We start from the raw sequence: 26,824 nt of genomic DNA, 5'->3' as shown, positions 1-26,824 counted from the left end.
CTGGTCATCTCGTGTTCGCTCGACTAGGCTATTTTCGAAAATGAACATTGAAAGTTCGATATCGACTTCGGTGCCTGCCCATGAACCACAACCACTCCCCCATCGCCGAAGTCTATGACCTCGCCGTCGTCGGCGGCGGTATCAACGGCGTCGGCATTGCCGCCGATGCGGCCGGTCGGGGCCTGTCGGTATTCCTCTGCGAGAAGGACGACCTCGCCCAGCACACCTCATCGGCCAGCAGCAAGTTGATCCATGGCGGCCTGCGCTACCTCGAACACCACGAATTCCGTCTGGTACGCGAAGCCCTGGCCGAGCGCGAAGTGCTGCTCGCCAAGGCGCCGCACATCGTCAAGCCACTGCGCTTCATCCTGCCGCACCGGCCGCACTTGCGCCCGGCCTGGATGATCCGTGCCGGCCTGTTCCTCTACGACCACCTCGGCAAGCGCAAGCGCCTGCCCGCGTCCCGCAGCCTGCGCTTCGGCGCTGGCAGCCCGCTCAGGCCAGAGATCACCCGTGGATTCGAGTATTCCGATTGCTGGGTGGACGACGCCCGCCTGGTGGTGCTCAACGCCATGGCCGCCCGCGAGCGCGGCGCCCACGTGCACACCCGCACCCGCTGCGTCAGCGCCCGGCGCAGCAAGGGGCTCTGGCATATCCACCTGGAACGCACCGATGGCAGCCTGCTGTCGATTCGTGCCCGCGCCCTGGTGAATGCCGCGGGCCCCTGGGTGGCACGCTTCATCGAACAGGACCTCAAGCAGGTGGCGCCCTACGGTATCCGCCTGATCCAGGGCAGCCACATCATCGTGCCGCGCCTGCATGACGGCGAGCAGGCCTACATCCTGCAGAACGAGGACCGGCGCGTCGTTTTCGCCATCCCCTACCTCGAACGCTTCACCCTGATCGGCACCACCGATCGCGAGTACCACGGCAATCCCGCCGACGTGGCGATCACCCCCGAGGAAACCCGCTACCTGCTGGATGTGGTCAACCGTCACTTCAAGCGCCAGCTGGACGAGCACGACATCCTCCACAGCTATGCCGGCGTGCGCCCGCTGTGCGACGACGAGTCGAGCGACCCGTCGGCAGTGACTCGCGACTACACCCTGGCCTTGTCCGCCCACCCGGGCGATGCGCCGCTGCTCTCGGTGTTCGGTGGCAAGCTCACCACCTACCGCAAGCTGGCCGAAGCCGCCCTGCAGCAACTGTCACCCTGGTTCCCTTTCGCCAAGGGGTCCTGGACGGCCAGCGCCCCCCTGCCCGGCGGCGAACAGATGCAAAGCCGCAGCGCCCTGGTGGAAGCACTCTGCGCCAGCTTCGGCTGGCTGCCCACCCACATCGCCCGGCGTTGGGCCAATCTCTACGGCAGCCGCAGCTGGCACCTGCTGCGTGGTGTGCACGAGCTGGCCGATCTCGGCGAACACCTGGGCGCCGGCCTCTATGCGCGGGAAGTGGACTACCTCTGCCAGCATGAGTGGGCGGTCAGCGCCGAAGACATTCTCTGGCGCCGCACCAAGCTCGGGCTGTTCATGAGCAGCAGCCAGCAGGCACGCCTGGCCCACTATCTGAATCCCGAACATCCGCGCCGGCCGCGGGCGGATGCGGCTTGATAGCGGGACAGAGGTGGGAGGCTCAAGCAGCCGTGTAGGGTGGATAGCGCTTTTCAATCCACCAGCGAAGCCGTGCAAGACGCCGATGGTGGAAACCCCCAAAGGGGTTTCCACCCTACACGGCTGTGGGAGCGAATTCATTCGCGAATGAATTCGCTCCCACAGATAGAGAAAACCCTCGAAACGACCCGGTCAGAGCTGCGCCACGTGCCCTTCGGCGCGGTGGGCCATCAGGTGTGGCAGCACCGCAGAGAGCAACGGCTCCTTGAAGGCCTCCTGGAAGCGATGGGCGAGGCCGGGGATGAGCTTCAGTTCCGAACCCTTGATATGGGCCGCCACGTGCACGCCGTGCATCACCGGCAGCAGCGGATCGGCGGTGCCGTGCACCACCAGTGTGGGCACCCGCAGGCGGTTGAGCAGGTCGACGCGGCTGGGCTCGGCGAGTATCGCCAGCATCTGCCGCTGCACACCTTCGGGGTTGAAGGAGCGGTCATAGGCCCTGGCCGCCTGTTCCAGCAACTGCCCGCGGTCATCGGCGACATCCGGACTGCCCAATGCCGCCAGCAGGTCCGCCTGTTGCTGGATGGCCACGTCCCGGCTCGGCGCCTCACGCCGGGCCAACAGTTCCAGCAGGGCCGGGCTGGGTGCGGGCAGGCCCTCGGCGCCGGAACTGGTCATCACCAGGGTCAGGCTCAGCACCCTTTCCGGGGCGATGTCGGCCAGGTACTGGGCGATCATCCCTCCCATGCTGGCGCCCAGCACATGGGCGTGCCGGACATGCAACGCATCCAGCAGGCGCAACGAATCCAGCGCCATGTCACGCAGGCCATAAGGCGCCGAAACCGGTAGGCCCAGGCGGTAGCGCAGCACCTCGTAAGGCAGGTTCACCGAAGGTTCGGTGCCGGTCCAGGCGGACAGTCCGACGTCACGGTTGTCGAAGCGGATCACCCGGAAACCGCTTTCGCAGAGCCGCTGCACCACCTCGTCCGGCCAGTGGATCAACTGCCCGCCCAGCCCCATGATCAGCAGCAGCGCCGGGTCCCGCTCACGCCCCACGCTCTGGTACGCCAGGCGCACCTCGCCCAGGTCGACGGTCTCCGTCGGCACGGTCAGGTCGCAGCGGGCGAAAGCAAAGGAAGGCAGGCCGCAAATGAGCGCGGCGAGCAGAATGAGCACACGCATGTTGGAAATCCAGAACGCAAAACCCCAGTCAAACGCGATTCTGATGAATTCCAGTGTTTCGCTCTGCCACAGAACCATGACAATTTGATGACCATCGCCGAACGGTCATGGCGCCCGTGAAGAACAGCGGTCCCTTCACGGGCGTGCGCGTCAACGACAGTCGAATTCCCCGCGCAGCTGCCGGGCGGCCGCCACCATGTTCGCCAGCGCCGCCTCGGTTTCCGGCCAGGCGCGGGTCTTCAGGCCGCAGTCGGGGTTGACCCACAGCCGCTCGGCGGGAATGCGTTCGGCGGCCTTGCGCAGCAGCTTGGCCATCTCGGTGCTGTCCGGCACACGCGGCGAGTGGATGTCGTAGACGCCAGGGCCGATCTCGTTGGGATAGGCGAAGGCTTCGAAGGCATCCAGCAGCTCCATGTCCGAACGCGAGGTCTCGATGGTGATGACATCGGCATCCATGGCGGCGATGGATTCGATCACATCGTTGAACTCGCTGTAGCACATGTGGGTATGGATCTGGGTCTCGTCCTTCACGCCGCTGGCACTCAGGCGGAAGGCCTCGGTGGCCCAGTCCAGGTAGTGCTGCCAGCCGGCCTTGCGCAGCGGCAGGCCTTCGCGGAAGGCGGCTTCATCGATCTGCACGATACGGATGCCGGCCTCTTCCAGGTCCACCACCTCGTCCCGGATGGCCAGCGCCAGCTGCCTGGCCTGTACCTCGCGGGATACATCCTCGCGCGGGAAGGACCACATCAGCATGGTCACCGGGCCGGTCAGCATGCCCTTCATCCACTTGGCGGTCTGGTCCTGGGCGTAGCGGATCCACTCCAGGGTCATGGCCTGCGGGCGGCTCAAGTCGCCGACGATCACCGCGGGCTTCACGCAGCGGGAACCGTAGCTCTGCACCCAGCCGAAGCGGGTGAGGGCATAGCCGTCCAGCTGCTCGGCGAAGTACTCCACCATGTCGTTGCGCTCGGCCTCGCCGTGCACCAGCACATCCAGGCCCAGGCGCTCCTGAACGTCCACGGCGTGGCGGATCTCGCGGCGCATGGCCTCGGTGTATTCGGCTTGCGACAGCTCGCCCTGCTTGAATGCCTGGCGCGCCAGGCGGATGGCCGGGGTCTGCGGGAAGGAGCCGATGGTGGTGGTGGGGAAAGCCGGCAGGTCGAGCCGCGCACGCTGCTTCTCGATGCGCTCGGCGAAGGGCGACGCGCGCTGGCTGTCCTCCGGTCGCAGGGCGGCGACACGGTCCTGGACCTCCGCCCGGTGGATACGCGGCGACGCGGCGCGGCCGGCCTGCACGGCGCGGCTGTCAGCCAGGGCCTTCAGCACCTCGGGAACTTCCGGTGCTGCGAGGGCGCGGGACAGCAGGGCGACTTCCTCGCATTTCTGCACGGCAAAGGCCAGCCAGCCCTTCAGCTCGGCATCCAGCTGGTCTTCGCGGGCCAGGTCCACCGGGCTGTGCAGCAGGGAGCAGGACGGCGCCACCCAGAGGCGTTCGCCCAGGCGTTCATGGGCATGGCGCAGCACGGCCAGGGCCTTTTCCAGGTCGCAGCGCCACACGTTGCGGCCGTTCACCACCCCGAGGGACAGCACCTTGTAGGCCGGCAGGCGGTCAAGGATGCCGGGAAACTGCTCGGGTGCACGCACCAGGTCGATGTGCAGGCCGTCAAGCGGCAGGCCGGCAGCCAGGCCGAGGTTGTCTTCCAGACCGCCGAAATAGGTGGCGATCAGTTTCTTCAAGGGTTCGCGCTGGATCAGGTTGTAGGCGCGTTCGAAGGCATTCTTCCAGTCCTGGGGCAGGTCCAGCACCAGGATCGGCTCATCGATCTGCACCCACTCCACGCCCTGGGCGGCCAGGCGCTGGAAGATTTCGCCATAGACCGGCAGCAGGCGCTCCAGCAGGTCCAGCTTGTCGAATTCACCCTTGGCCTTGCCCAGCCAGAGGTAGGTCAGCGGGCCGATCAGCACCGGCTTGACGCTGTGCCCCAGCGACCGGGCCTCTTCCACTTCCTCGAAGAGCTGCTCCCAGCCGAGGGCGAATTGCTGGTCGGCGGAAAACTCGGGTACCAGGTAGTGGTAGTTGGTATCGAACCACTTGGTCAGCTCTTGTGCGAGCAGGGGCTGGGCATGGGCGCCGCCACAGCAGCCGTCGCTGGCGCCACGGGCCATGGCGAACAGGGTCTCCAGGCCCGGCTTGCCGGTATGGGGACGGAAGCGCTCGGGAATGACGCCGAAGGTCAGGGAATGGGTCAGCACCTGGTCGTACCAGGCGAAGTCGCCCACCGGCAGCAACTCGATGCCGGCGTCTTTCTGCAGCTGCCAGTGCTCGGCGCGCAGGCGGCGGCCCACGGCACGCAGGCCGGCTTCATCCAGCTCGCCCTTCCAGAAGGCCTCCTGGGCCCTCTTCAGTTCACGGTCGCGACCAATGCGCGGGAAGCCGAGGGAATGGGACAGGGCCATGTGTCGAATCTCCATCAAAGTAATGGAGCCATTGTCGACAGCCATTGCCACTTGAGACAAACTCAACAAATTCGTGTTGATCTCAAGTTTTACTCATAGAGGCCATCCCATGCTCGAGCTGCGCCACCTCAAGACCCTGCACGCCCTGCGCGAAGCCGACAGCCTGGTGGAAGCCGCCGAACGCCTGCATCTCACCCAGTCCGCCCTGTCCCACCAGTTCAAGGAACTGGAAGAGCGCCTGGGGCTACCGCTGTTCGTGCGCAAGACCAAGCCGGTGCGCTTCACCAGTGCCGGCCTGCGCCTGCTGCAACTGGCCGACAGCGTCCTGCCGCAGCTACGCAGCGCCGATCGCGACCTGGCGCGCCTGGCCGGCGGCACCGCCGGACGGCTGCACATGGCCATCGAGTGCCACAGCTGCTTCCAGTGGCTGATGCCCACCATCGACCAGTTCCGCGATGCCTGGCCGGAGGTGGAGCTGGACCTGGCTTCGGGCTTCTCCTTCGCTCCCCTGCCCGCCCTCGCCCGGGGCGACCTGGACCTGGTGGTGACCTCCGACCCCATCGACCTGGCCGGCATCACCTATGTGCCACTGTTCACCTATGAGGCGCTGCTGGCGGTGGCCAACCAGCACGCCCTGGCCAGCCGCCCCTTCGTGGTGCCGGAGGACCTGGCCAATGAAACCCTGATCACCTACCCGGTGGAGCGTGACCGCCTGGACGTCTTCACCCGCTTCCTCGAACCCGCCGACGTGGAGCCGGCCCAGGTGCGCACCTCGGAACTCACGGTGATGATGATGCAACTGGTGGCCAGCGGCCGCGGCGTCTGCTGCCTGCCCAACTGGGCGCTGCACGAGTACAGCTCGCGGGGCTACGTCACCGCCAGGCGACTGGGCGAGAAGGGTCTGTACTGCACGCTGTTCGCCGCGATCCGCGCCGATATGCTGGACGCCCCCTTCATGCGCGACTTCCTGCTGACAGCCAAGGACACGTCGTTCGCCACGCTGGAAGGGGTCAGTGCGGCGCGGTGAACGGCTCTCTCCCCCGGCCCCTCTCCCTGGAGAGGGGTGGCTCACGCCTGATCGAACTACGCAATCCTGATGCATTTTCAAGGTGTGAAGGTTTGCGGAAGAGGTTGGGAGGGGACTCCGCCCCTTCTCAGGGGCGCAGCGGCAGCGATGGCCCCAGGTAGTCGTTGGCCTGCTGGATATCGTCCGTACCCAGCGACCCCACCGCGGCCGCCAGGCGCAGCCGCGACAGCAGGTAGCGCAGCTTGGCCTCCAGCAGGTCGCGGCGGGCGATGAAGGCCTGCTCCTCGGCATTGAGGATGTCCAGATTGGTACTGGTGCCGGCCTGGAAGCCCTTGCGCGCCGAGTCCTGGGCCCGCTCGCTGGATTCCACAGCCTTCTCCAGCGCGCGCACCCGCTGTTCGCCACTCTGCACCCCGCGGAACTCGCGGGTGGTGCCGGAGAGGACCTCCTCGCGACTGGAGTTGAGCTGGTCATTGGCCAACTCGCGGTTGGCCGCGGCCTGGCGCACCTGGGCACTGGTGGCGCCGCCGGCGAAGATCGGCATCCGCAACTCCACGCCCACGGAGCCATACTTGTTCGTCTGGTTCTGGGTGGAGACCGAGTCGCTTTCCGTATCGTTGTAGGCGGCGACGAAATCCAGAGTCGGCCAGTGTCCGGCCTTGGCCCGCTTCACCTCTTCCTCGGCGATATCCACACCGCGCCTGCGGGCGATGATGGTGGGGTTGTTGGCCCGCGCATCGTCGATCCAGTCCTGCAGGGTCGGCGGCTCCAGCGGCGGCGTGGGGAACTCGGTGCGCAAGGTGGACATTTCCTCCGGCAGCACGCCCAGCAGTTCCTGCAGCAGGCGCCGCGCCACCAGCAGGTTGTCCTCCGCCTCGATCAGTTCGGCCTGGGCCAGGTCGCGCCGCGCGGAGGCCTGGTCGATATCGATCACCGTGCCATCGCCCAGCTCGAAACGGCGCTTGGCGGCCATCACCTGGTTTTCCAGATTCTTCAGCTTGATCTTGGCCAGGTCGATGGTTTCCAGCGCCAGCAGCACGGCGAAATATCGACTGGCCAGGCTGACCGCCGAATCCTGGGTCTTGGAGTCGAACACCGCGTCACTGAACAGGGTGCGTTGCTTTCCCTGGCGGTACTCGGCCATGCGTTGCTTGTTGAACAGCGGCTGGCGCAGCTCCACGACTCCCGCCTTGGAATCGAAATCCAGATCGCTCTCGACGCTACGGCCCAGGGCGTTGTCCTGCTCGGTGGTCCCATCCACCCGCTTCCAGAAGGCACTGGCGCTGATGGTCGGCAGGACGCCCGCCTTGCCCAGCTCCTTGAACTCCTGCCCGGCCTGGCGCTCATGCACCGAGGCCAGGTAGGTGGGGCCCTGGACCTGGTAGGTGTTCCAGGCTTCGCTCAGGTCCATGGCGGACACAGGCAGGGCGACGGCACCGAGTAATCCGGCAATGGCCATCCGTGCTCTCATGTCACTGCTCCTTGAATGCGGTTTCGACGCGCCCCATAAGCGGCTTCATCAGGTAGCTCATCAGGCTGCGCTCCCCGGTCTTGATGGTGACGGTGGCCGGCATGCCCGCGCGGATATTGTTCGGCCCGAGCATCTTCATGCCTTCTTCCGTCACTTCCACCTGAGCCAGGTAATAGGGCTGCTTACTGGATTCGTCCACCAGGCGGTCAGCGGCCACCGTCAGCACACGACCGGGAATGTTCGGGGTCTGCGCGTGGTTGAAGGCCGGGAAGGTGATATCCACCGACAGGCCCGGCACCATCTTGTCGATGGCCTGCACCGGCACCTGGGCATCCACCTGCAGGGGCTCCTTGTCCGGCACCACGTCCATGATCCGCGCCCCGGGCTGGATGACGCCGCCGACCGTGGCGATGTTCAGGCCCAGGACGATGCCGTCGATGGGTGAACGGATCACGGTGTTCTCCACCTGGTAGTCGACGGAGCGCAGGCGTTCGGCCAGGGAAGTGACCTCCTTCTGCACGTCGGTCAGCTGCGACTCCACTTCCTTCTGGAAGTCCTGCTCACGCTGGAGAATGCGCAATTTGAGTTCGGCGATCTGGTTACGGGTACGGCCGATGTCGGCGATGTTCTGCGCCATGGAGCCGTTCAGCTCGGAGGCATTGCGCTCCAGTTCGAGCATGCGGTTGCGCGGGATGTAGCCCTCGGCGGCCAGGCTGCGCACACCTTCCAGCTCCTGGCCCAGCAGGTTCGACTGGCTGGAGCGGGTGGCCTGCACCTGGCGCAGGCCCTTGAGCTGCTCTTCGGCGCCGTTGAGGTTCTCATGCAGGATGGAGATCTCGCCCAGCAGCGCCCTGCGCCGGGTGTGGAACAGGCGCTGCTGCAGGGCGATGGCCTCCTGCAGGCGCGGATCACCGGCGAAACGTTCCAGCAGCGCCGGGTTGAAGGTCACCGAGTCGGCACCGTCGCGCTCGGCCACCAGGCGGTCTTCCACCGTCTTGGCCACTATGTACTGGGAACTCAGGGCGCCCTGCTCGGCGATCGCCTGGGTCGGGTCCAGCCGCACCAGTTCCTGGCCAGCGCGGACCTTGTCGCCCTCGCGCACCAGGATGGCATCCACCGTTCCGCCGGTGAGGTGCTGGATCGTCTTGCGCGCATTGGTGACGTTCACCGTGGCGTTGGCCACCACGCCGGCATCCAGTGGCGCCAGGATCGCCCACACCAGGAACCCGCCGAACCCGGCCAGCACCATCCAGATACCCCAACGGGCGGGCCGGGTATCGTCCATGTCCACCTGAGCCGGTTGTTCGACCTTTACCAGGGCCTTGCTTTCGCTTGCCGCTTGCATGATCGATTACTCCTTAGCCCGCATTGACGCCAGGTTGGGCGTGCCCACCGAGGGCATGACGCTGGCCTGGCGCAGCGCCGCGAAGACTTCTTCGCGGGGACCGAACAGCTGCATGCCGCCGTCGCGCAGCAGCAGGACCTTGTCCACCGTGCTGAGCACGCTGGGGCGATGGGATATCAGGATCAGCGTCTTGCCCCGCTTCTTCAGGTCGAGGATGGCCTCCACCAGCGCGGCCTCCCCCAGGTCATCGAGGTTGGCGTTGGGCTCGTCGAGCACGATCATCGAGGGGTCGCCATAGATGGCGCGGGCCAGCGCGATACGTTGCTTCTGCCCGCCGGAGAGCGGACTGCCATCGATGCCCAGCGGAGTGTCATAGCCTTTCTCGAAGCGCAGGATCATCTCGTGCACCCCGGCGCGCTTGGCCGCCAGGATCACTTCTTCGCTGTTCAGCTCGCCAAAGCGGGCGATGTTGTCGGCGATGGTGCCTTCGAACAGTTCCACATCCTGGGGCAGGTAGCCGATCCAGGGCCCGAGCTCTTCCTTGTTCCACTGGTAGATGTCGGCGCCGTCCAGGCGCACCTTGCCGCTCTGCGCCGGCCAGACGCCCACCAGCAGGCGGGCCAGCGTGGACTTGCCGGCCGCCGACGGGCCGATGATGCCCAGTGCCTCGCCGGGCGCCAGACTGAAGTTGATCCCCCGCAGGATGGTGACCACGCCGCCGGGCGCGGCAGTCATGGCCTGCTCCACCGACAGCACACCCTGTGGCTTGGGCAGCGACATGGCGTCGTTTCGTGCCGGGAAGTCCTGCAGGAGCTTGGACAGGCGCTCCCAGGAACCCCGAGCGGAGAGCAATTGCTTCCAGACCCCGATCGCCTGTTCCACCGGTGCCATGGCGCGGCCGCTGAGAATGGAGCAGGCGATCATCATCCCGGCGGTGATATCGCCCTTGATCGCCAGCCACGCGCCGGTACCGAGGATCAGCGATTGCAGGGTGATGCGCACGAAGCGGCTCGCACCATTGATGTAGGCGGCGCGGTCAGAGGCCAGGGTCTGCTTCTCGAGGATGCGCTGGTGACTGCCGTACCAGCGCTCACGGATCGCCGGCAGCATGCCCATGGCCTCGATCACCTCGGTATTGCGCAGGTTGTTGTTGGCGAAGGTGCCGGACGACATGGACGCCTGGTTGGCCTCCAGCAGCGGGCCACGGGTAACCATCTCGGTGAGCAGGGCCAGGCAGAACAGGATCACCGAACCCACCAGGGTGATGATGCCCAGCATCGGATGCACCAGGAAGATCACCAGCAGGTAGATGGGTGTCCAGGGGGCGTCGAAGAACGCGAACAGGCCGTTGCCGGTGAGGAACTGGCGAACCTGGGCCAGGTCCTGCAGCGCCTGGGCCGGGTTGCCGCCGGCGCGGCGCAGGTTGCGCTCGAAGGAGGCATTGAAGATGCGCCTGTTCAGGCTCATGTCCAGGCGGTTGCCGAGGCGGATCAACACCGTCGAGCGAACCACCTCCAGCAGCGACATGAGCACGTAGAGCCCGAGCATCAGCACCGTGAGCATGACCAGGGTGGTGACGTTGCTGCTCGCCAGCACGCGGTCGTAGACCTGCAGCATGTAGAGCGCGGGCGCCAGCATCAGCAGGTTGACGACCCCGCTGAAACCACCGACCACATAGAAGGTGTGACGCAAGCGATTCAGGGCTTCGGACAACTCGGAACGGGGCTGCGAGAAACTCTTCATCTCGACGCTCCACTGGCTGAGTGATGGGAGCGGCCAATCTCCGACCGCCTTCTTATAGTTCGAGTCCGTGGAGGAGAATGGCGCCGCCCCACAGAAGCCTACACACATCCTTAGTCGAGACTATTCCCACTCGCCAGTGAAGACCCACTCTTGCCGGACGGCTGCGGAATTAACCCGACCAGCGTCATGGCCGGCCAAGGGAGAGTGGTTCTCATTAAAGCCGAAAGACCCGTCCCAGACGGCTCGGCGCCTGATTCGGAGGCGAAATGATGGCCGGCGCGAAGGCCGAGTTGGCGCCGGATTAATGACGCACCGCGCCAGCGGAATGGCCGTGCCTGAAACCCGGCATGCGACCCGCCGGGCCACTTGGCCCGGTTTCGGGCGACGCCAGCGCCGAATCGCCGCCCCACTTCCCCGGTCAGTTGTCCCTGACCCGCAACGCAGGGCTGAAGCGCAGCATATCCATCAGGGCGTCGACCAGTTTGTCCGCCTCCTCCGCCAGGGAGAAGCCGTCCGGCACCAGCAGCCAGTTGGTCTGCAGCCCCTCCATGTAGGCATGCAGGCTGATGGCCGCGCGGCCGCAGTCCAGGTCCGCCGGCAACTGGCCGCGGCTCACTGCGTTGCGCAACGCCCTGGCGATGCGCTGGTCGCATTCGACGCTGAGTTCTTCCATCTGCCGCCGCAGGTCGCCCAGTTCCCCGGTGTACTCCACCTTGTGCCGCAGGATCTCGTGGATACGCCGACTCTGCGGATCCAGCTCCACGCGCCTCAGCAGGCGCACCAGCAACTGGCGCATGCGCCCGAGCGGGTCCGGCTCATCCTCGCTCTCGCTGGCGCGGGCCAGTTCCTCGATCGGCATGCGGATGCGCTCCAGCATCGCCTGGAACAGGTCGGTCTTGTTCTCGAAATGCCAGTAGATCGCGCCCCGGCTCACCCCGGCGGCCGCCGCGATTTCCGCCAGAGAGGCACGGGAAACCCCTTTCGCGTGGAACACCTGTTCGGTGGCGTCGAGTATCTGCACCCGGGTTTCTTCGGCTTCCTCTTTGGTACGTCTGGCCATTCGCCACTGGAACCTATGTGGTTGCTATGAAAGGGAAAACCTTCGTGCCGCCGAAACAAAATCTGACATCGGCCAAAGAAGATTCGATTTACAAACATTCACGCATGTAAGTATATTCATTCACCTTCGCAACAATCCAGAACCTGCCTTGCAACGCCCTCTATCCAGGGCCGTCCCTCCAGAAACATGAGGTCCCTTCAGATGCCCATGAAGCCAGCCTTTGCCGCCTTGGTTTCCGCCATCGCACTGGCCACGCTCAGCCTCACCGGCTGCCAGGAAGCCTCGGCTCCACCACCGGCCCAGACGCCCAAGGTCGGCGTCGTCACCCTGCAGCCCCAGAGCTTCACCCTGACCACCGAGCTGCCGGGCCGTACCGCCGCGTTCCGCATCGCCGAAGTCCGTCCGCAGGTCGACGGCATCATCCAGAAGCGCCTGTTCACCGAAGGCAGCGAGGTCAAGGCCGGGCAGCAGCTCTACCAGATCGACCCGTCCGTCTACACCGCGACCTACAAGAGCGCCCAGGCCAGCCTGGCTTCGGCCCAGTCCCTGGCGGCGCGCTACAAGGACCTGGTCAGCGACCAGGCGGTTAGCAAGCAGGCCTATGACGAGTCCCAGGCCGCCCGCCTGCAGGCCGAAGCCACTCTGGAGAAAGCCAGGATCGACCTGCGTTACACCAAGGTGCTGGCGCCCATCTCCGGCCGCGTCGGCCGCTCGACCGTCACCGAAGGGGCCCTGGTGAACAACGGCCAGGCCGCCGCCCTGGCCACCATCCAGCAACTGGACCCGATCTACGTCGACGTCACCCAGTCCACCAAGGACCTGCTGCGCCTGCGCCGGGAAATGGCCGAAGGCCAGCTGGAGAAGGCCGGCGACAGCGGCGCCAAGGTGTCCCTGCTCCTCGAAGACGGCAGCGAGTACCCGCACAAGGGCAGCCTGGAGTTCTCCGAAGTCTCGGTGGACGAAGGCACCGGCTCGGTGACCTTGCGCGCCGTGTTCCCCAACCCGGAACACACCCTGCTGCCGGGCATGTTCGTCCATGCTCGCCTCGGCTCGGCGGTCAAGCAGCAAGCCATCCTCGCGCCGCAGCAAGGCGTGACCCGCGACCTCAAGGGCCAGGCCACCGCCCTGGTGGTGAACGCCGAGAACAAGGTGGAGCTGCGCCAGCTCAAGGCCGAGCGCACGGTCGGCGACCGCTGGCTGGTCAGCGAGGGCCTCGATCCCGGCGACCGCCTGATCACCGAGGGTCTGCAGTTCGTCCGCCCGGGCCTGGAAGTGGACGTTGCCCCCGCGACCAATGTGGCCGCCCAGGCGCCTGCGGGCGACGGCCTGGCCAAGAGCCACTGAGGAGCGCATAGATGTCGAGATTCTTCATCGATCGCCCGATCTTCGCCTGGGTGATCGCCCTGGTGATCATGCTCGCCGGCGGCCTGTCCATCCTCAAGTTGCCGATCAACCAGTACCCCAGCATCGCCGCGCCCGCGGTGGGCATCCAGGTCAGCTACCCCGGCGCCTCGGCGCAGACGGTGCAGGACACCGTGGTGCAGGTCATCGAGCAGCAGCTCAACGGCATCGACGGCCTGCGCTACATCTCCTCGGAGAGCAACTCCGACGGCAGCATGACCATCACCGCCACCTTCGAGCAGGGCACCAACCCTGACATCGCCCAGGTGCAGGTGCAGAACAAGCTGCAGCTGGCCACCCCCCTGCTGCCCCAGGAAGTGCAGCAGCAGGGCATCCGCGTGACCAAGGCAGTGAAGAACTTCCTGCTGGTCATCGGCGTCGTCTCCGAAGACGGCAGCATGGACAAGAACGACCTGGCCAACTACATCGTCTCCAACATCCAGGACCCGATCTCGCGGACCAAGGGCGTGGGCGACTTCCAGGTATTCGGCGCCCAGTACGCCATGCGCATCTGGCTGGACCCGGCGCGGCTGAACAACTACCAGCTGACCCCGGTGGACGTGAAGAGCGCCATCCAGGCGCAGAACGTGCAGATCTCCTCCGGCCAGCTCGGCGGCCTGCCGGCCTCCCCCGGCACCCAGCTGAACGCCACCATCATCGGCAAGACCCGCCTGCAGACCCCCGAGCAGTTCGGCGAGATCCTGCTCAAGGTCAACCGCGACGGCTCCCAGGTGCGCCTGCGCGACGTCGCCAAGATCGAACTGGGCGGCGAGAACTACAGCATCAGCGCCCAGTTCAACGGCAAACCGGCCTCGGGCATGGCGATCAAGCTGGCCACCGGCGCCAACGCCCTGGATACCGCCAAGGCGATCCGCGCCACCGTCGCCGAGCTGGAGCCTTTCATGCCCGCCGGGATGAAAGTGGTCTTCCCCTATGACACCACCCCGGTGGTCTCCGCCTCCATCGAAGGGGTTATCCACACCCTGGGCGAAGCCATCGTCCTGGTGTTCCTGGTGATGTTCCTGTTCCTGCAGAACTTCCGCGCCACCATCATTCCCACCCTGGCGGTGCCCGTGGTGCTGCTCGGCACCTTCGGCGTGCTGGCGATGTTCGGCTTCACCATCAACACCCTGACCATGTTCGCCATGGTCCTGGCCATCGGCCTGCTGGTGGACGACGCCATCGTGGTGGTGGAGAACGTCGAGCGGGTGATGGCCGAGGAAGGCCTCTCGCCGCTCGAAGCCACGCGCAAGTCCATGGGCCAGATCCAGGGCGCCCTGGTGGGCATCGCCCTGGTGCTCTCGGCGGTATTCCTGCCGATGGCCTTCTTCGGCGGCTCCACCGGCGTGATCTACCGGCAGTTCTCCATCACCATAGTCGCGGCCATGTCGCTCTCGGTGCTGGTGGCGCTGATCTTCACCCCGGCGCTCTGCGCCACCCTGCTCAAGCCCGTCGGGAAGGGCCACCATGAGAAGCGCGGCTTCTTCGGCTGGTTCAACCGCACCTTCGAGCGCGGCGTAGAGGGCTACGAGCGCGGCGTGCGCGGCATCCTCCAGCGCAAGGCACCCTACCTCGCCCTCTACCTGGTGATCATCGTCGCCATGGGCTGGCTGTTCACCCGCATCCCCACCGCCTTCCTTCCCGAGGAAGACCAGGGCGTGCTTTTCGCCCAGGTGCAGACCCCGGCCGGCGCCAGCGCCGAACGGACCCAGGCGGTGGTGGACCAGATGCGCGAATACCTGCTGGACGAAGAGAAGGACACGGTGAAATCGGTGTTCACCGTCACCGGCTTCAACTTCGCCGGCCGCGGCCAGAGCTCGGGCATGGCCTTCATCATGCTCAAACCCTGGGAAGAGCGCACCGCCGAAGGCCAGAGCGTGTTCGACCTGGCCCAGCGCGCGCAGAAGCATTTCTTCAGCTTCCGCGATGCCATGGTCTTCGCCTTCGCCCCGCCGGCGGTGATGGAGCTGGGCAACGCCACCGGCTTCGACTTCTTCCTCCAGGACCGCGCCGGCATCGGCCACGAAGCGCTGAACGCCGCCCGCGACCAGTTCCTCGAACTGGCGGCGAAGAACCCGGTGCTCAACCGCGTGCGTGCCAACGGCCTGCGCGACGAGCCCCAGTACCAGTTGCTGATCGACGACGAGAAGGCCCGCGCCCACGGCCTGTCCCTCGCCGACATCAACAACACCGTATCCATCGCCTGGGGCGCCAGCTACGTCAACGATTTCATCGACCGTGGCCGGGTGAAGAAGGTCTACCTGCAGGGCGAGCCCGAAGCGCGGATGAACCCCGAAGACCTGAACAAGTGGTACGTGCGCAACGACCAGGGCCAGATGGTGCCGTTCAGCGCCTTCGCCAGCGGCGAATGGACCTACGGCGCGCCCAAGCTGTCCCGCTACAACGGCGTGCCGGCGGTGGAAATCCTCGGCGAGGCCGCTCCGGGCCACAGCTCGGGTGAAGCCATGGCCGCGGTGGAAGAGATCGCCAGGCAGCTGCCGGCCGGCGTCGGCTACTCCTGGACCGGCCTCTCCTACGAGGAACGCCTGTCCGGTTCCCAGGCCCCGGCCCTCTACGCGCTGTCGCTGCTGGTGGTGTTCCTCTGCCTGGCGGCCCTCTACGAGAGCTGGTCCATCCCCTTCTCGGTGATGCTGGTAGTGCCCCTGGGCGTGATCGGCGCGCTGCTGTTCACCAGCCTGCGCGGCCTGTCCAACGACGTGTTCTTCCAGGTGGGCCTGCTCACCACCATCGGCCTCTCGGCGAAGAACGCGATCCTCATCGTCGAGTTCGCCAAGGAGTTGCACGAACAGGGCAAGAGCCTGTTCGACGCCGCCGTGGAAGCCTGCCGCATGCGCCTGCGCCCGATCATCATGACCTCGCTGGCGTTCATCCTCGGCGTGGTGCCCCTGGCCGTCTCCAATGGCGCCGGTTCCGGCAGCCAGCACGCCATCGGTACCGGCGTGATCGGCGGCATGCTCACCGCCACCGTCCTGGCCATTTTCTGGGTACCGCTGTTCTACGTGCTGGTCTGCTCGCTGTTCAAGGACAAGGCGAGCCGCGCCGCGATCAAGAAGGAGGCCCTGCAGTGAGGCGTTCCCTGATATCCCTGACCATCGCCGCAACCCTGCTCGGTGGCTGCTCCATGATCCCCGACTACCAGCGCCCGGAAGCGCCGGTGGACGCCGACTGGCCCCAGGGCGAGGCCTACGCCCAGGACGAGGCGCAGGTGGCCACCGCCGCCGCCGACCTCGACTGGCGCGAGTTCTTCCAGGACCCGGCCCTGCACCAGCTGGTGCAGCTGGCCCTGGACAATAACCGCGACCTGCGCGCCGCCGCGCTGAACGTCGAGGCCTACCGCGCGCTCCACCGCATCCAGCGCTCCGAGCTGTTCCCCAGCATTTCCGCCGATGGCGGCGCCACCCGCCAGCGCATGCCGGGGATCATGAACCAGAGCGGCGAGGCCGACACCAGCAGCACCTACAGCGCCACCCTCGGCACCAATGCCTGGGAACTGGACTTCTTCGGCCGTCTGCGCAGCCTGAACGAGCAGGCCCTGGAGCAGTACTTCGCCACCGAACAGGCGCGCCGCAGCACCCAGATCAGCCTGGTGGCCGCGGTGGCCACCGCCTATCTCGACTGGCAGGCCGACCAGGCGTTGCTGCAGCTGACCCGGGATACCCTGAAGACCTACCAGGAAAGCTACGCCCTCACCCAGCGCAGCTTCGACGTGGGGGTCGCCGACGCCCTGGCCCTGAGCCAGGCGCGCACCGCGGTGGAAAGCGCCCAGGTCAGCCTGGCCCAGTACAGCCGCCTGGTGGCCCAGGACCGCAATGCCCTGGTCCAGCTGGTGGGCACCGGCCTGCCGGCGGACCTGCCCAAAGGCCTGGCCCTGGACGCCGACCTGCTGGCCGAAGTGCCGGCCGGCCTGCCGTCCGACCTGCTGCAGCGCCGTCCCGACCTGCTCCAGGCCGAGCACCTGCTGAAAGCCGCCAACGCCAATATCGGCGCGGCGCGCGCGGCCTTTTTCCCCAGCGTCAGCCTGACCGCCAACGCCGGCAGCATGAGCAACGAACTCTCCGGCCTGTTCGACGCCGGTTCCGGCAGCTGGCTGTTCCAGCCGAGCATCAGCCTGCCGATCTTCACCGCTGGCCGTCTCCAGGCGAACCTCGACTACAGCGAGCTGCAGAAGGACATCCAGGTGGCGCAGTACGAAAAGGCCATCCAGGTGGCCTTCCAGGAAGTCGCCGACGGCCTCGCCGCCCGCACCACCTACCAGCAGCAACTGGATTCCCAGCGCGCCCTGGTGAAGACCACCGAGGAGTACTACCGCCTCGCCGAACGCCGCTACCGCACCGGCGTCGACAGCTACCTGACCCTGCTCGACGCCCAGCGCCAGCTGTTCAGCGCGCGCCAGCAGCTGATCGGCGACCGTCTCAACCAGCTGGCCAGCGAAGTGAACCTGTACAAGGCCCTCGGCGGCGGCTGGAAGGAACAGGGGGAAACCACCCCGAAGGCCTGATCCGCCGGCGACGGCGGAAAGCGGAACCGACTAGAAACTTCTAGTAGGGGCCTTTCAGGCCTGCGTGCCGCCTGACACCTCCTTCATCCGACCGCGGCCCGCCCCCTCTCCCTGAAGTGGAGAGGGGTGACTCGCGCTGGAACGAGAAGCCCTTGCGATCGCCCCCCTTGCCGCCATCACCGACACGTAAAACTGGCGACGGAACACCGAAAACGAGCAGCAAACCCGGAAATCTCCATGCCACTCAGAGGCTTGCGACGGCCCGCCGGTCCTTTTTCTTGCCACCTGTCAGGCCGGCGCCACGGCCTGTAACAATGGCCGATCCTATTCATCCAACTCGTGGGGAGGCGAGTGGGGAACAAGAGGACACGACGATGAAATCGACACTCAACATGACGACCCTCAGCGGCCTGCTTCTGGCCCTGGCGGTGACAACCGGACCGGGCCCGGTCCTCGCGGAGAATGGAAGCGATCGCCTGGACGAGTACCGGATGCGCAACCAGCAGCTGCTGCAGATGCGGGAAGACTCCAGCGAGAGCTTCACCAGCATCGTCGAGGCACAACCTACCGCAGCCGGGTGGCAGCCCGAGGACGACGAAACGAGTGCCAGCGGACGGCAAATGCCGAAATACCAGTCCCTGATCCATCAACAAAAGGTCGAATTCGGGAAATGACCCGAAATGACCGCCCGTCGGATGCGCGACCAGACTGCGCACCCGGCGGGCAGTACAACGCCACCTTTCCGACGGCCGGTCCAGGCCGCTCAAGCCCGCTCCAGAGCCATCGCGCAGCCATCCTCCACTTCTCCGGGCTGCCGCGCATCCCCTGCATCTTGCGGCGACGACCGCACTGCCCCTAGTGTGCCCACATCCCACGCTGGCGGAAGGTTCGCCCTGTGCCAGCGACTTGCTCAACGGATTGATTCACCGCTGAACCCGGCTGCGGCCGCTTTCCCCTGGAGTATCGACCCGTTGCAGAAGCCTGCCTCCCGCCGCTTCGGCGTATCCCTGTCCTGGTTCATGCTGGCCATCGTCACCTTCAGCGGCAGCCTGCTGCTGGGCGCCGACGACGCCAAGGCTGCCTGGAGCCTCGACCCGGTCATGCGCAAGGCGGAAAAGCGCTATGGCCGCAGCGGCCCGGCCAGGCATCGCCTGCACGCCTGGCGCGACCTGCTGGAAAGCGGCAGCCGGATGACCGAGCGCGAGCAACTACTGGCGGTCAATCGCCAGATCAACCACCAGGTGCGCTTCAGCGACGACAGCGCCCTGTGGCAGCGCCGGGATTACTGGGCCACCCCGCTGGAAACCCTGGCCAGGGGCGCTGGGGACTGCGAGGACTTTGCCCTGGCCAAGTACTTCACCCTGCTGCAGCTGGGCATCGCCCGGGAAAAGCTGCGCATCACCTACGCCAGGGCCCTGGAACTGAATCAGGCGCACATGGTGGTGACCTATTACGAAACCCCGGACGCCGAGCCCCTGGTGCTGGACAACCTGCTGGACGAGGTTGTCCCCGCCTCACGGCGCCAGGACCTGGCCCTGCGCTATGCCTTCGATGCCCAGGGGCTCTACAGCCTGAAGGGCGGCGCCCCGAAGCGCGTCGGCGACACCGCGAAGCTGCCGGTGTGGCAGGGCCTGCTGGCGCGGATGGAAAGGGAAGGCTTCACCCTCTAGGCCGGTCCCCGCCGGGACCGGGCATTGGCCATCGGCAAACCGCGCCGCCCGCCTCTCACTCGCCAGTGGCCAGGGGTGCTGCCTCCCGTCGCTCCCGCCAGCTGCGCAACAGCGACGGCGCCAGGGCGGTCAGGGCCGAACCCAGCACGACGAACAGGGCCCCCGCATAGGCGATCCAGTTGACCTCCTCGGGCTGCACATGGTCCGGCCAGAGACTGGCGCAGATGGCCACGCTGGCGAAAGTCACCAGCGGCGTGATGGCCAGGGTCGCGCTGACCCTGGACGCCTCCCAGTGGGCCAGGGCCTCGGCGAAGGCGCCGTAGGCCACCAGGGTATTCAGGCAGCAGGCCAGCAGCAGCCAGCCCTGCAGCGGGCTCAGGGACAACAACTCCATGGGCTGCGCCCAGGGTGTCAGCAGCGCAGCGCAACCGAGGTAGATCACCATCATCACCTGGGCCGAACTCCAGTGGCTCAGCAACTGCTTCTGCGCCAGGCCGTAGAAGGTCCAGACGAAAGCCGACAGCAGGATCACCAGCACGCCCAGGGTGTATTGGCTCATGGAGGTGAGCAGCTCTTCCAGGCGCTGGTTGAAGAACAGGCCGAAGCCCAGGACCGTCACCAGCAGGCCGAAGGCCTGCCCACGGCTGAAGCTCTCCTTGAAGACGAACAGGCTGCTCAGCAGGAAGAGGATCGGCGCCACCTGGATCACCAGTTGGGTGGTGCCGGGGCTGAGCATCTTCAGGCCGATCAGGTAGAACACGTAGTTGCCGGTGAGCCCTCCCACCGCCAGGACCACCAGCCAGCGACCACGCGCGCCCAGCGGCCGGAGGGCCGGCAGGCGGCGATTGGCGCCCAGATAGAGGAACAGCAGCGAGCCCGCGACGACCAGCCGGTACCAGGTCACGGTCACCGGGTCCATGGTCTGCAGGACTTCCTTCAGCCAGATGGGCAGGACGCCCCAGAGCACGGCCGTGACCAGGGCGAGGAACAGGCCGTAGAGCCAACGGCCGGAGGAGATGTGCATGGGGACCTCTGCGGGCAAGCCCGGCGGTGTCTGCGCGGGCAGGACAAGAGACGCCATTCTAGGAGTGCCGGTTCCCGGGGCACAGGAACAGTTTCCTGCCTGTCGGTGGCGAAACTGTACCTGTCGCCCTCGGTACTCCGCCGCTTGTCGAGCCCCGGCGCAAGGCCGGCAGCGCTGGTTAGACTCAAAGAGCCAATGGGTTACGGAGGTGGTCCGATGTTCGGTAGACGTGCATCCGACATGGCTGCAGGCACCCACTATCGCAGTGAGCGGGTCAGCGCCGTGAACGGGCAGTACTTCTTCTCCACACGGGAGGGCACCCTGGAGGGGCCCTTCTTCACCCGCGTGGATGCGGAGCGGGAAATCGCGCTGTATATCCGGCGCATGAAACTATCCAACGCCATACTCGCGTATCGGGGCCGATAAGCGCCCCTATATGAGAAAACCCGCGCCAGGCGCGGGTTTTTCCTTTTCGGGGACTCGAAACACTGTGGGGGCGATTTCAATCGCCAAGCGGACCGCAGGTCCGCCTTGCTGCATCGAAGGGGGCAGCTGCGCTGCCCATTGCGAATGAATTCGCCCCCACAAAGTCCTTGTGAGAGCGGCGCCCAGACTCAGCGATAGGCCTCGAACAGGCCGGTGGCGCCCATGCCGCCGCCGACGCACATGGTGACGATGCCGAAGCGCTTGCCGCGCCGCTGCAGTTCGCGCACCAGGTGGCCGACCTGGCGCGAGCCGGTCATGCCGAAGGGGTGGCCGATGGAGATGGAGCCGCCGTTGACGTTGTACTTCTCGTTGTCGATCCCCAGGCGATCACGGGCGTAGAGGCACTGGGAAGCGAAGGCTTCGTTGAGCTCCCAGAGGTCGATGTCGTCGATCGACAGGCCCTTGGCCTTGAGCAGCCTGGGCACCGAGAACACCGGGCCGATGCCCATCTCGTCCGGCTCGCAGCCGGCCACGGTGAAGCCGCGGAAGAACGCCTTGGGCTTGAGCCCCAGCTCCAGGGCCTTGTCCAGGCTCATCAGCAGGGTCATGGAAGCACCGTCGGAAAGTTGCGAGGAGTTGCCGGCGGTGACCGAGCCATCCTCGGCGAACACCGGTTTCAGGGAATTCAGGCCTTCCAGGGTGGTGTCGGCACGGTTGCAGTCATCGCGGTCGACCACCCCGTCCAGCACCTGCTTCTGGCCGGTGGCCTTGTCTTCGACGAAGTACTTCACGCTCATCGGCACGATCTCGTCGGCGAACAGGCCTTCGGCCTGGGCGCGGGCGGTGCGCTGCTGGCTCTGCAGGGCGTAGAGGTCCTGGGCTTCGCGGGTCACGTTATAGCGACGGGCGACGATCTCGGCGGTCTGCCCCATGGGGTAATAGATGCCGGGGTGTTCGAGCTGCAGCCGCGGGTTGACGAAGTTGTCCTGGTTGATGCTCTTCAGGGTCAGGGTGATGGACTCGACGCCGCCGGCCACCATCACATCGCTGCAGCCGGAGGCGATCTGGTTGGCGGCGATGGCGATGGCCTGCAGGCCCGAGGAGCAGTAACGGTTCAGGGTCATGCCGGCGACGCCGACGCCCAGGCCCGAGAGCACCGCCACGTTGCGGCCGATGTTGTGGCCCTGGGCGCCTTCGTTGGAACCGGCACCGACCACGCAGTCGTCCACCAGCGCCGGGTCGAGGTCGTTGCGCGAAAGCAGCGCGTTCACGCAGTGGGCGGCCATATCGTCCGGCCGGGTCATGTTGAACTTGCCGCGGAAGGACTTGGCCAAGCCAGTCCGCACGCTGTCGACGATCACCACTTCACGCATGACGCACCTCGTTCTTGTTGGGAGTGAAAGTGCGGCGAGCATAATTGCTGTCCATGCGAGGACACTACGATCATTCATCCCGCGTATGCGCGCCCATCCTCTGCTCAGTCTTTCCTGAACGCTGCCTCCAGGGCTTCGTTGATGGTGCGCAGCACCTTGACCCGGGCGTAGCGCTTGTCATTGGCTTCCACCAGGGTCCAGGGCGCGATCTCGGTGCTGGTGCGGTCCACCATGTCGTCCACGGCGTCCACGTAGAGCCCCCACTTTTCGCGATTGCGCCAGTCTTCCTCGGTGATCTTGTAACGCTTGAAGGACACCGCCTCGCGTTCCTTGAAGCGCTCCATCTGGGTGTCCTTGTCGATGGACAGCCAGAACTTCACCAGCACGATGCCGTAGTTGTGCAACTGTTCCTCGAAGTCGTTGATCTCGCCGTAGGCCCGAAGCCAGTCGGCCTCGGAGCAGAAGCCCTCGACCCGCTCCACCAGTACGCGGCCGTACCATGAGCGGTCGAAGATGGTGAACTGGCCGCGTCCCGGCACATGCCGCCAGAAACGCCAGAGGTAGGGTTGGGCGCGCTCTTCCTCGGTGGGGGCGGCGATCGGCACGGTACGGTACTGGCGTGGGTCCAGCGCCCCGGTGACACGGCGGATGGCGCCGCCCTTGCCGGCGGCGTCATTGCCTTCGAACACCGCCATCAGCGCGTGGCCGCGCATGCGTTTGTCGCGCATCAGGCCGTTCAGGCGCGCCTGTTCGGTGGCCAGTTGTTCCTTGTAGTCGTTCTTGTCCAGCTTCAGGCCGAGGTCGAGGCTGTCCAGCAGGGTGAGCTTGTCCAGGCTGGACATCAGCGGCGCCGCGTGGGGCTGCGGCTTGGGTCGGCCCTGCTGCTTGAGGGCGGCCTGCAAGCCTTCGAGGATGATGCGGCCGACGCTGAGGCTGCGGTAGCGCTCGTCGAAGCCCTCGATCACGTACCAGGGCGCGTAGTCACGGCTGGTACGGCGCAGCACCCGCTCGCCGAAGCGCACGAAGCGGTCGTAGACCTCGCTCTGCTTCCAGTCCAGCGGGTTGAGCTGCCAGCTGCGCTGGGGGTCCTTCTCCAGGGCCTTGAGGCGCTCCTTGAGCTGTTTCTTGGACAGGTGGAACCAGAACTTGAAGACCAGCGCCCCCTCGTCGCAGAGCATGCGCTCGAAGCCTTCGGCGTCGTTGATGGCCTGGTCCAGGCGGGCGTCCTTGATATCGCCCTCGACCCGGGCGTGGAGCATCTGGCTGTACCAGTTGCCGAAGAAGATGCCGATCCGCCCCTTGGGCGGCAACTTGCGCCAGTAGCGCCACTGTGGCGGCCGCGACAGCTCTTCGTCGGTCGAGCGCAGGAAGCTCTCCACGTTGATCAGGCGCGGGTCCATCCATTCGTTGAGCAGCTTGACCGTCTCGCCCTTGCCGGCCCCCTCGATGCCGTTGATCAGGATCAGCACCGGGAAGCGCGCCTGCTGCTTGAGCTCGAACTGCGCGTCCAGCAGGGCCTCGCGCAACTCCAGCACGGCCTTCTCATAGGTTTCCTTGTCGATGGAATGGCCGATCTCGGCGGATTCGAACATGCAGACCTCCTTGGTGTAATGGGGAAAAGGTAGCGGACACCTGTCCGTAGGAGCGAGCTCTGCTCGCGAAAATCTCGAAGAACCGCTTCGCGAGCAGAGCTCGCTCCTACGGTTCGATGCGGGCGTCCAATCGGCTACCATTCGCGCTTCGCAGTCACGGGAACCCCCATGTCCGATTTCCACCACGCCCAGCTCGACTGGGACGAACAGGGCCAACCGCTGTCGCGGGAGTTCGACGACGTCTACTTCTCCCCGGCTTCGGGCATCGACGAGACCCGCCATGTGTTCATCGCCGGCAACGACCTGGCCCGGCGCTTCGCCGAGCTGCCGGCGGGCGGGCGCTTCACCATCGGCGAAACCGGCTTCGGCACCGGGCTGAACTTCCTCTGCGCCTGGCAGCTGTTCGAGCGCTGCGCGCCGGCCGATGCCCGGTTGCACTTCGTCAGCGTGGAAAAATTCCCCCTCACCCGTGACGACCTGCAGCGCGCCCTGGCGCTCTGGCCGGAACTGGCGCCCCTGGCGGCCCAGTTGATCGACCAGTACGTCGCGGTCCACCCCGGCTTCCAGCGCTTCTGCCTGGCCGGTGGCCGCGTGATGCTGACCCTGCTGCTGGGCGATGCCCTGGACTGCCTGCCGGAGCTGGACGCATGCATCGACGCCTGGTTCCTCGACGGTTTCGCCCCGGCGAAGAACCCGGACATGTGGAGCCCCGCCCTCTTCGCCCAATTGGCGCGGCTGTCCGCCCCCGGAACCACCCTGGCCACCTTCACCGCTGCCGGTTTCGTGCGCCGTGGCCTGAAAGAGGTGGGTTTCGCCATCAAGCGCATTCCGGGCTTCGGCAAGAAGTGGGAGATGAGCCGCGGGCTGTTCGAAGGTGAGGCCCGAGACGACAGCAAACCCTGGTTCGCGCGCCCGCGCTTCGTCCCGCAGCGCCGCGAAGCCCTGGTGATAGGCGCCGGCCTGGCCGGCTGCGCCAGCGCCGCCAGCCTGGCCGCCCGCGGCTGGCAGGTAACCCTGCTGGAACGCCACGACGCGCCGGCCCGCGAGGCCTCGGGCAATCCACAGGGCGTGCTCTACCTCAAGCTTTCGGCCCATGGCACGCCGCTGTCGCGGCTGATCCTCAGCGGTTTCGGCCACACCCGCCGGCTGCTGCAGCGGCTGGAACAGGGCCATGACTGGCAAGCCTGCGGCGTGCTGCAGCTGGCCTTCGACGCCAAGGAGGCGCAGCGCCAGGAAAAGCTGGCCGAAGCCTTCCCCGCCGATCTGCTGCACCCCCTGGACAAGGCCCAGGCCGAGGCCCTGGCCCACGTCGCCCTGCCGGCCGGCGGCCTGTTCTACCCCGAGGCCGGCTGGGTCCACCCGCCGGCGCTTTGCCGCCTGCTGGCCGATCATCCGAATATCCGTCTGCTGCCCCACAGCGAAGCCCTGGAGCTGCGCCGCGAGGGCGATCGCTGGTGTGCCTTCTCCGCCGACACCTGCCTCTCCGCTGCACCGGTGGCCGTCCTGGCCGGCGCCGCCGAGGTGCTGCGCTTCCCGCAGACCGCCGGGCTCCAGCTCAAACGCATTCGCGGGCAGATCAGCCGCCTGCCGGCCACCGCCGGGAGCGCGGGCCTGGGCACCGTGCTCTGCGCCGAGGGCTATGTGGCACCACCCCGTGATGGCGAACATACCCTGGGCGCCAGCTTCGACTTCCACAGCACGGACCTGGACCCCACTGCCGCCGAGCACGCCGGCAACCTCCAGCTGCTGGAAGAAATATCCCCCGACCTCGGCCATCGCCTGCACGCCGCCGGGCTGGACCCGGCCCGGCTGGAAGGCCGCGCCGCCTTCCGCTGCACCACCCCGGACTACCTGCCCATCGTCGGCCCCCTGGCGGATTCCGGCGCCTTCGCCGAAACCTACGCCGTGCTGGCCAAGGACGCCCGCCAGGCACCCGACATGCCGGCCCCCTGGCTCCACGGCCTGTATGTGAACAGCGCCCACGGCTCCCGCGGGCTGATCACCGCGCCCCTGTCGGGCGAACTGCTGGCCGCCTGGCTGGAAAACGAGCCGCTGCCCGTGCCACGCGCAGTGGCCGAGGCCTGCCACCCCAACCGCTTCGCCTTGCGCCGCCTGATCCGCGGCCAGAACGCCTGACCATGGAACTACTGCTCATCGAGGCCCTGGCGATCGGCGCCGTGCTCGGCCTGTTGCTGGGCCTGACCGGCGCCGGCGGCTCCCTGGTGGCCCTGCCCCTGCTGCTCAGCCTGCACCTGCCCCTGCGCGACGCCATTGGCGTGAGCCTCGGTGCCGTGGCGCTGTCCGCCGCCATCGGCGCCATTCCCCGCGCCCGCCAGGGCCTGGTGGCCTGGCGCCCGGTGCTGTTGCTGGCACTGGCCGGCCTGCCGGGCAATGCCGTTGGCCAGTGGCTCGGGCGATTCATCCCCGAGTTCGCGTTGATCCTCGGTTTCTGCCTGCTGGTGCTCTGGTCGGCCCGGCGCATGTGGCGCGGGGCGGGACTGCCCCAGGGCAAGTGCGGCCCGCTGCGCAGCGCGCCCCTGGTGGCCATTGGAGCCGGCGTGGGACTGCTGTCCGGGGTCATGGGCGTGGGGGGCGGCTTCCTCGTCGTGCCGGCATTGCTCTGGTACACCCCGCTGTCGATGCTGGCCGCCACCGCCACCTCCATGGCCGTGATCGCCCTGGTCTCGGGCGGCGGCTTCCTCCTCTATCTCACTGGCGCCCAACCGCCCATGGCCCTGCTCGGCGGCCTGGCAGCCGGCGGAGCCATCGGCGTGCTCTGCGGAAACCTGCTGGCCGTGCGACTGCGCGGTGCCACCCTGCAACGCTTGTTCGCCCTGATGCTGGTGGCGGTGAGCCTGTCCCTGGCAGCGCAGAAACTGCTGGCCTGACAATCGCACCGCGCCATATACCCAATCGATATAAAA

At 66.6% G+C, this 26,824-nt stretch carries 19 protein-coding genes; 10 read left to right on the top strand and 9 right to left on the bottom strand.

The features are described from left to right. Positions 1-80 precede the first annotated feature (80 nt). Positions 81-1,610 carry a glycerol-3-phosphate dehydrogenase gene (gene glpD, locus ACFPU0_RS17380; protein ID WP_377694492.1) on the top strand — a complete coding sequence of 510 codons (1,530 nt, stop codon included), beginning with the start codon at positions 81-83 and terminating at the stop codon, positions 1,608-1,610. 192 nt (positions 1,611-1,802) lie between these two features. On the opposite strand, the gene ACFPU0_RS17375 is transcribed toward glpD, so the two are convergent. Beyond that, entirely contained in the window at positions 1,803-2,792 is a 990-nt protein-coding gene (locus ACFPU0_RS17375) for an alpha/beta fold hydrolase (RefSeq protein ID WP_377694491.1), read from the bottom strand. Positions 2,793-2,942: 150 nt separating this feature from the next. Further along, positions 2,943-5,249 (bottom strand): 5-methyltetrahydropteroyltriglutamate--homocysteine S-methyltransferase, encoded by a 2,307-nt coding sequence (metE, locus tag ACFPU0_RS17370; RefSeq protein ID WP_377694490.1) that lies wholly within the window; start codon positions 5,247-5,249, stop codon positions 2,943-2,945. Positions 5,250-5,358: 109 nt separating this feature from the next. On the opposite strand from metE, the gene metR reads away from it, so the two are divergent. Next, a complete protein-coding gene (gene metR, locus ACFPU0_RS17365; RefSeq protein ID WP_377694489.1) occupies positions 5,359-6,276 on the top strand; it encodes a transcriptional regulator MetR in 918 nt (305 codons plus the stop codon). Between the two features lie 127 nt (positions 6,277-6,403). Here metR and ACFPU0_RS17360 read toward each other — a convergent pair whose 3' ends face one another. The 4 genes from ACFPU0_RS17360 to ACFPU0_RS17345 all read right to left on the bottom strand — a co-directional run bounded on the left by ACFPU0_RS17360 (position 6,404) and on the right by ACFPU0_RS17345 (position 11,895). After that, positions 6,404-7,747: a TolC family outer membrane protein gene (locus ACFPU0_RS17360; RefSeq protein WP_377694488.1), complete on the bottom strand. Its 1,344-nt coding sequence runs from the start codon at positions 7,745-7,747 to the stop codon at positions 6,404-6,406. A 1-nt stretch (position 7,748) separates the two neighbouring features. After that, a complete protein-coding gene (locus ACFPU0_RS17355; RefSeq protein ID WP_377694685.1) occupies positions 7,749-9,032 on the bottom strand; it encodes an HlyD family type I secretion periplasmic adaptor subunit in 1,284 nt (427 codons plus the stop codon). A 66-nt stretch (positions 9,033-9,098) separates the two neighbouring features. Next, a complete protein-coding gene (locus ACFPU0_RS17350) occupies positions 9,099-10,835 on the bottom strand; it encodes a type I secretion system permease/ATPase (protein ID WP_377694486.1) in 1,737 nt (578 codons plus the stop codon). Between the two features lie 418 nt (positions 10,836-11,253). Next, positions 11,254-11,895, bottom strand: a complete 642-nt coding sequence (locus ACFPU0_RS17345) for a TetR family transcriptional regulator (protein ID WP_377694485.1) — start codon at positions 11,893-11,895, stop codon at positions 11,254-11,256. 201 nt (positions 11,896-12,096) lie between these two features. Here ACFPU0_RS17345 and ACFPU0_RS17340 point away from each other — a divergent pair, with 201 nt between their 5' ends. From ACFPU0_RS17340 to ACFPU0_RS17320, 5 genes are all read left to right on the top strand, one after another. Next, positions 12,097-13,239: an efflux RND transporter periplasmic adaptor subunit gene (locus ACFPU0_RS17340; RefSeq protein ID WP_377694484.1), complete on the top strand. Its 1,143-nt coding sequence runs from the start codon at positions 12,097-12,099 to the stop codon at positions 13,237-13,239. A gap of 11 nt (positions 13,240-13,250) precedes the next feature. Continuing rightward, on the top strand, positions 13,251-16,385 hold the full coding sequence (locus tag ACFPU0_RS17335) for an efflux RND transporter permease subunit (protein ID WP_377694483.1): 3,135 nt from the start codon (positions 13,251-13,253) through the stop codon (positions 16,383-16,385). Further along, positions 16,382-17,815: an AdeC/AdeK/OprM family multidrug efflux complex outer membrane factor gene (adeC, locus tag ACFPU0_RS17330; protein WP_377694482.1), complete on the top strand. Its 1,434-nt coding sequence runs from the start codon at positions 16,382-16,384 to the stop codon at positions 17,813-17,815. Before ACFPU0_RS17335 ends, adeC begins: the two co-directional genes overlap by 4 nt. A gap of 374 nt (positions 17,816-18,189) precedes the next feature. Then, positions 18,190-18,489, top strand: a complete 300-nt coding sequence (locus ACFPU0_RS17325) for a hypothetical protein (RefSeq protein ID WP_377694481.1) — start codon at positions 18,190-18,192, stop codon at positions 18,487-18,489. A 297-nt stretch (positions 18,490-18,786) separates the two neighbouring features. Continuing rightward, positions 18,787-19,485, top strand: a complete 699-nt coding sequence (locus tag ACFPU0_RS17320) for a transglutaminase-like cysteine peptidase (protein WP_377694479.1) — start codon at positions 18,787-18,789, stop codon at positions 19,483-19,485. A 55-nt stretch (positions 19,486-19,540) separates the two neighbouring features. Here ACFPU0_RS17320 and ACFPU0_RS17315 read toward each other — a convergent pair whose 3' ends face one another. Next, entirely contained in the window at positions 19,541-20,509 is a 969-nt protein-coding gene (locus ACFPU0_RS17315; protein ID WP_377694478.1) for a DMT family transporter, read from the bottom strand. 216 nt (positions 20,510-20,725) lie between these two features. Here ACFPU0_RS17315 and ACFPU0_RS17310 point away from each other — a divergent pair, with 216 nt between their 5' ends. Continuing rightward, positions 20,726-20,935, top strand: coding sequence for a DUF6316 family protein (locus tag ACFPU0_RS17310; RefSeq protein WP_377694477.1), 210 nt, complete (start codon positions 20,726-20,728; stop codon positions 20,933-20,935). A gap of 188 nt (positions 20,936-21,123) precedes the next feature. Here ACFPU0_RS17310 and ACFPU0_RS17305 read toward each other — a convergent pair whose 3' ends face one another. Together ACFPU0_RS17305 and pap are read right to left on the bottom strand one after the other, a co-directional pair. Next, positions 21,124-22,308 (bottom strand): thiolase family protein, encoded by a 1,185-nt coding sequence (locus ACFPU0_RS17305; protein WP_377694476.1) that lies wholly within the window; start codon positions 22,306-22,308, stop codon positions 21,124-21,126. Positions 22,309-22,412: 104 nt separating this feature from the next. After that, complete coding sequence (gene pap, locus ACFPU0_RS17300) at positions 22,413-23,900, bottom strand: polyphosphate:AMP phosphotransferase (RefSeq protein ID WP_377694475.1); 1,488 nt, start codon at positions 23,898-23,900, stop codon at positions 22,413-22,415. A 168-nt stretch (positions 23,901-24,068) separates the two neighbouring features. On the opposite strand from pap, the gene mnmC reads away from it, so the two are divergent. Together mnmC and ACFPU0_RS17290 are read left to right on the top strand one after the other, a co-directional pair. Continuing rightward, positions 24,069-26,036 carry a bifunctional tRNA (5-methylaminomethyl-2-thiouridine)(34)-methyltransferase MnmD/FAD-dependent 5-carboxymethylaminomethyl-2-thiouridine(34) oxidoreductase MnmC gene (gene mnmC / locus ACFPU0_RS17295; RefSeq protein WP_377694474.1) on the top strand — a complete coding sequence of 656 codons (1,968 nt, stop codon included), beginning with the start codon at positions 24,069-24,071 and terminating at the stop codon, positions 26,034-26,036. Between the two features lie 2 nt (positions 26,037-26,038). Beyond that, complete coding sequence (locus tag ACFPU0_RS17290; protein ID WP_377694473.1) at positions 26,039-26,788, top strand: sulfite exporter TauE/SafE family protein; 750 nt, start codon at positions 26,039-26,041, stop codon at positions 26,786-26,788. The last annotated feature ends 36 nt before the right edge of the window (positions 26,789-26,824 follow it).

It is taken from the genome of Pseudomonas sp. GCM10022186, assembly GCF_042656385.1.
GTDB lineage: Bacteria > Pseudomonadota > Gammaproteobacteria > Pseudomonadales > Pseudomonadaceae > Metapseudomonas.
This window is presented reverse-complemented; position numbering and strand designations above follow the sequence as displayed.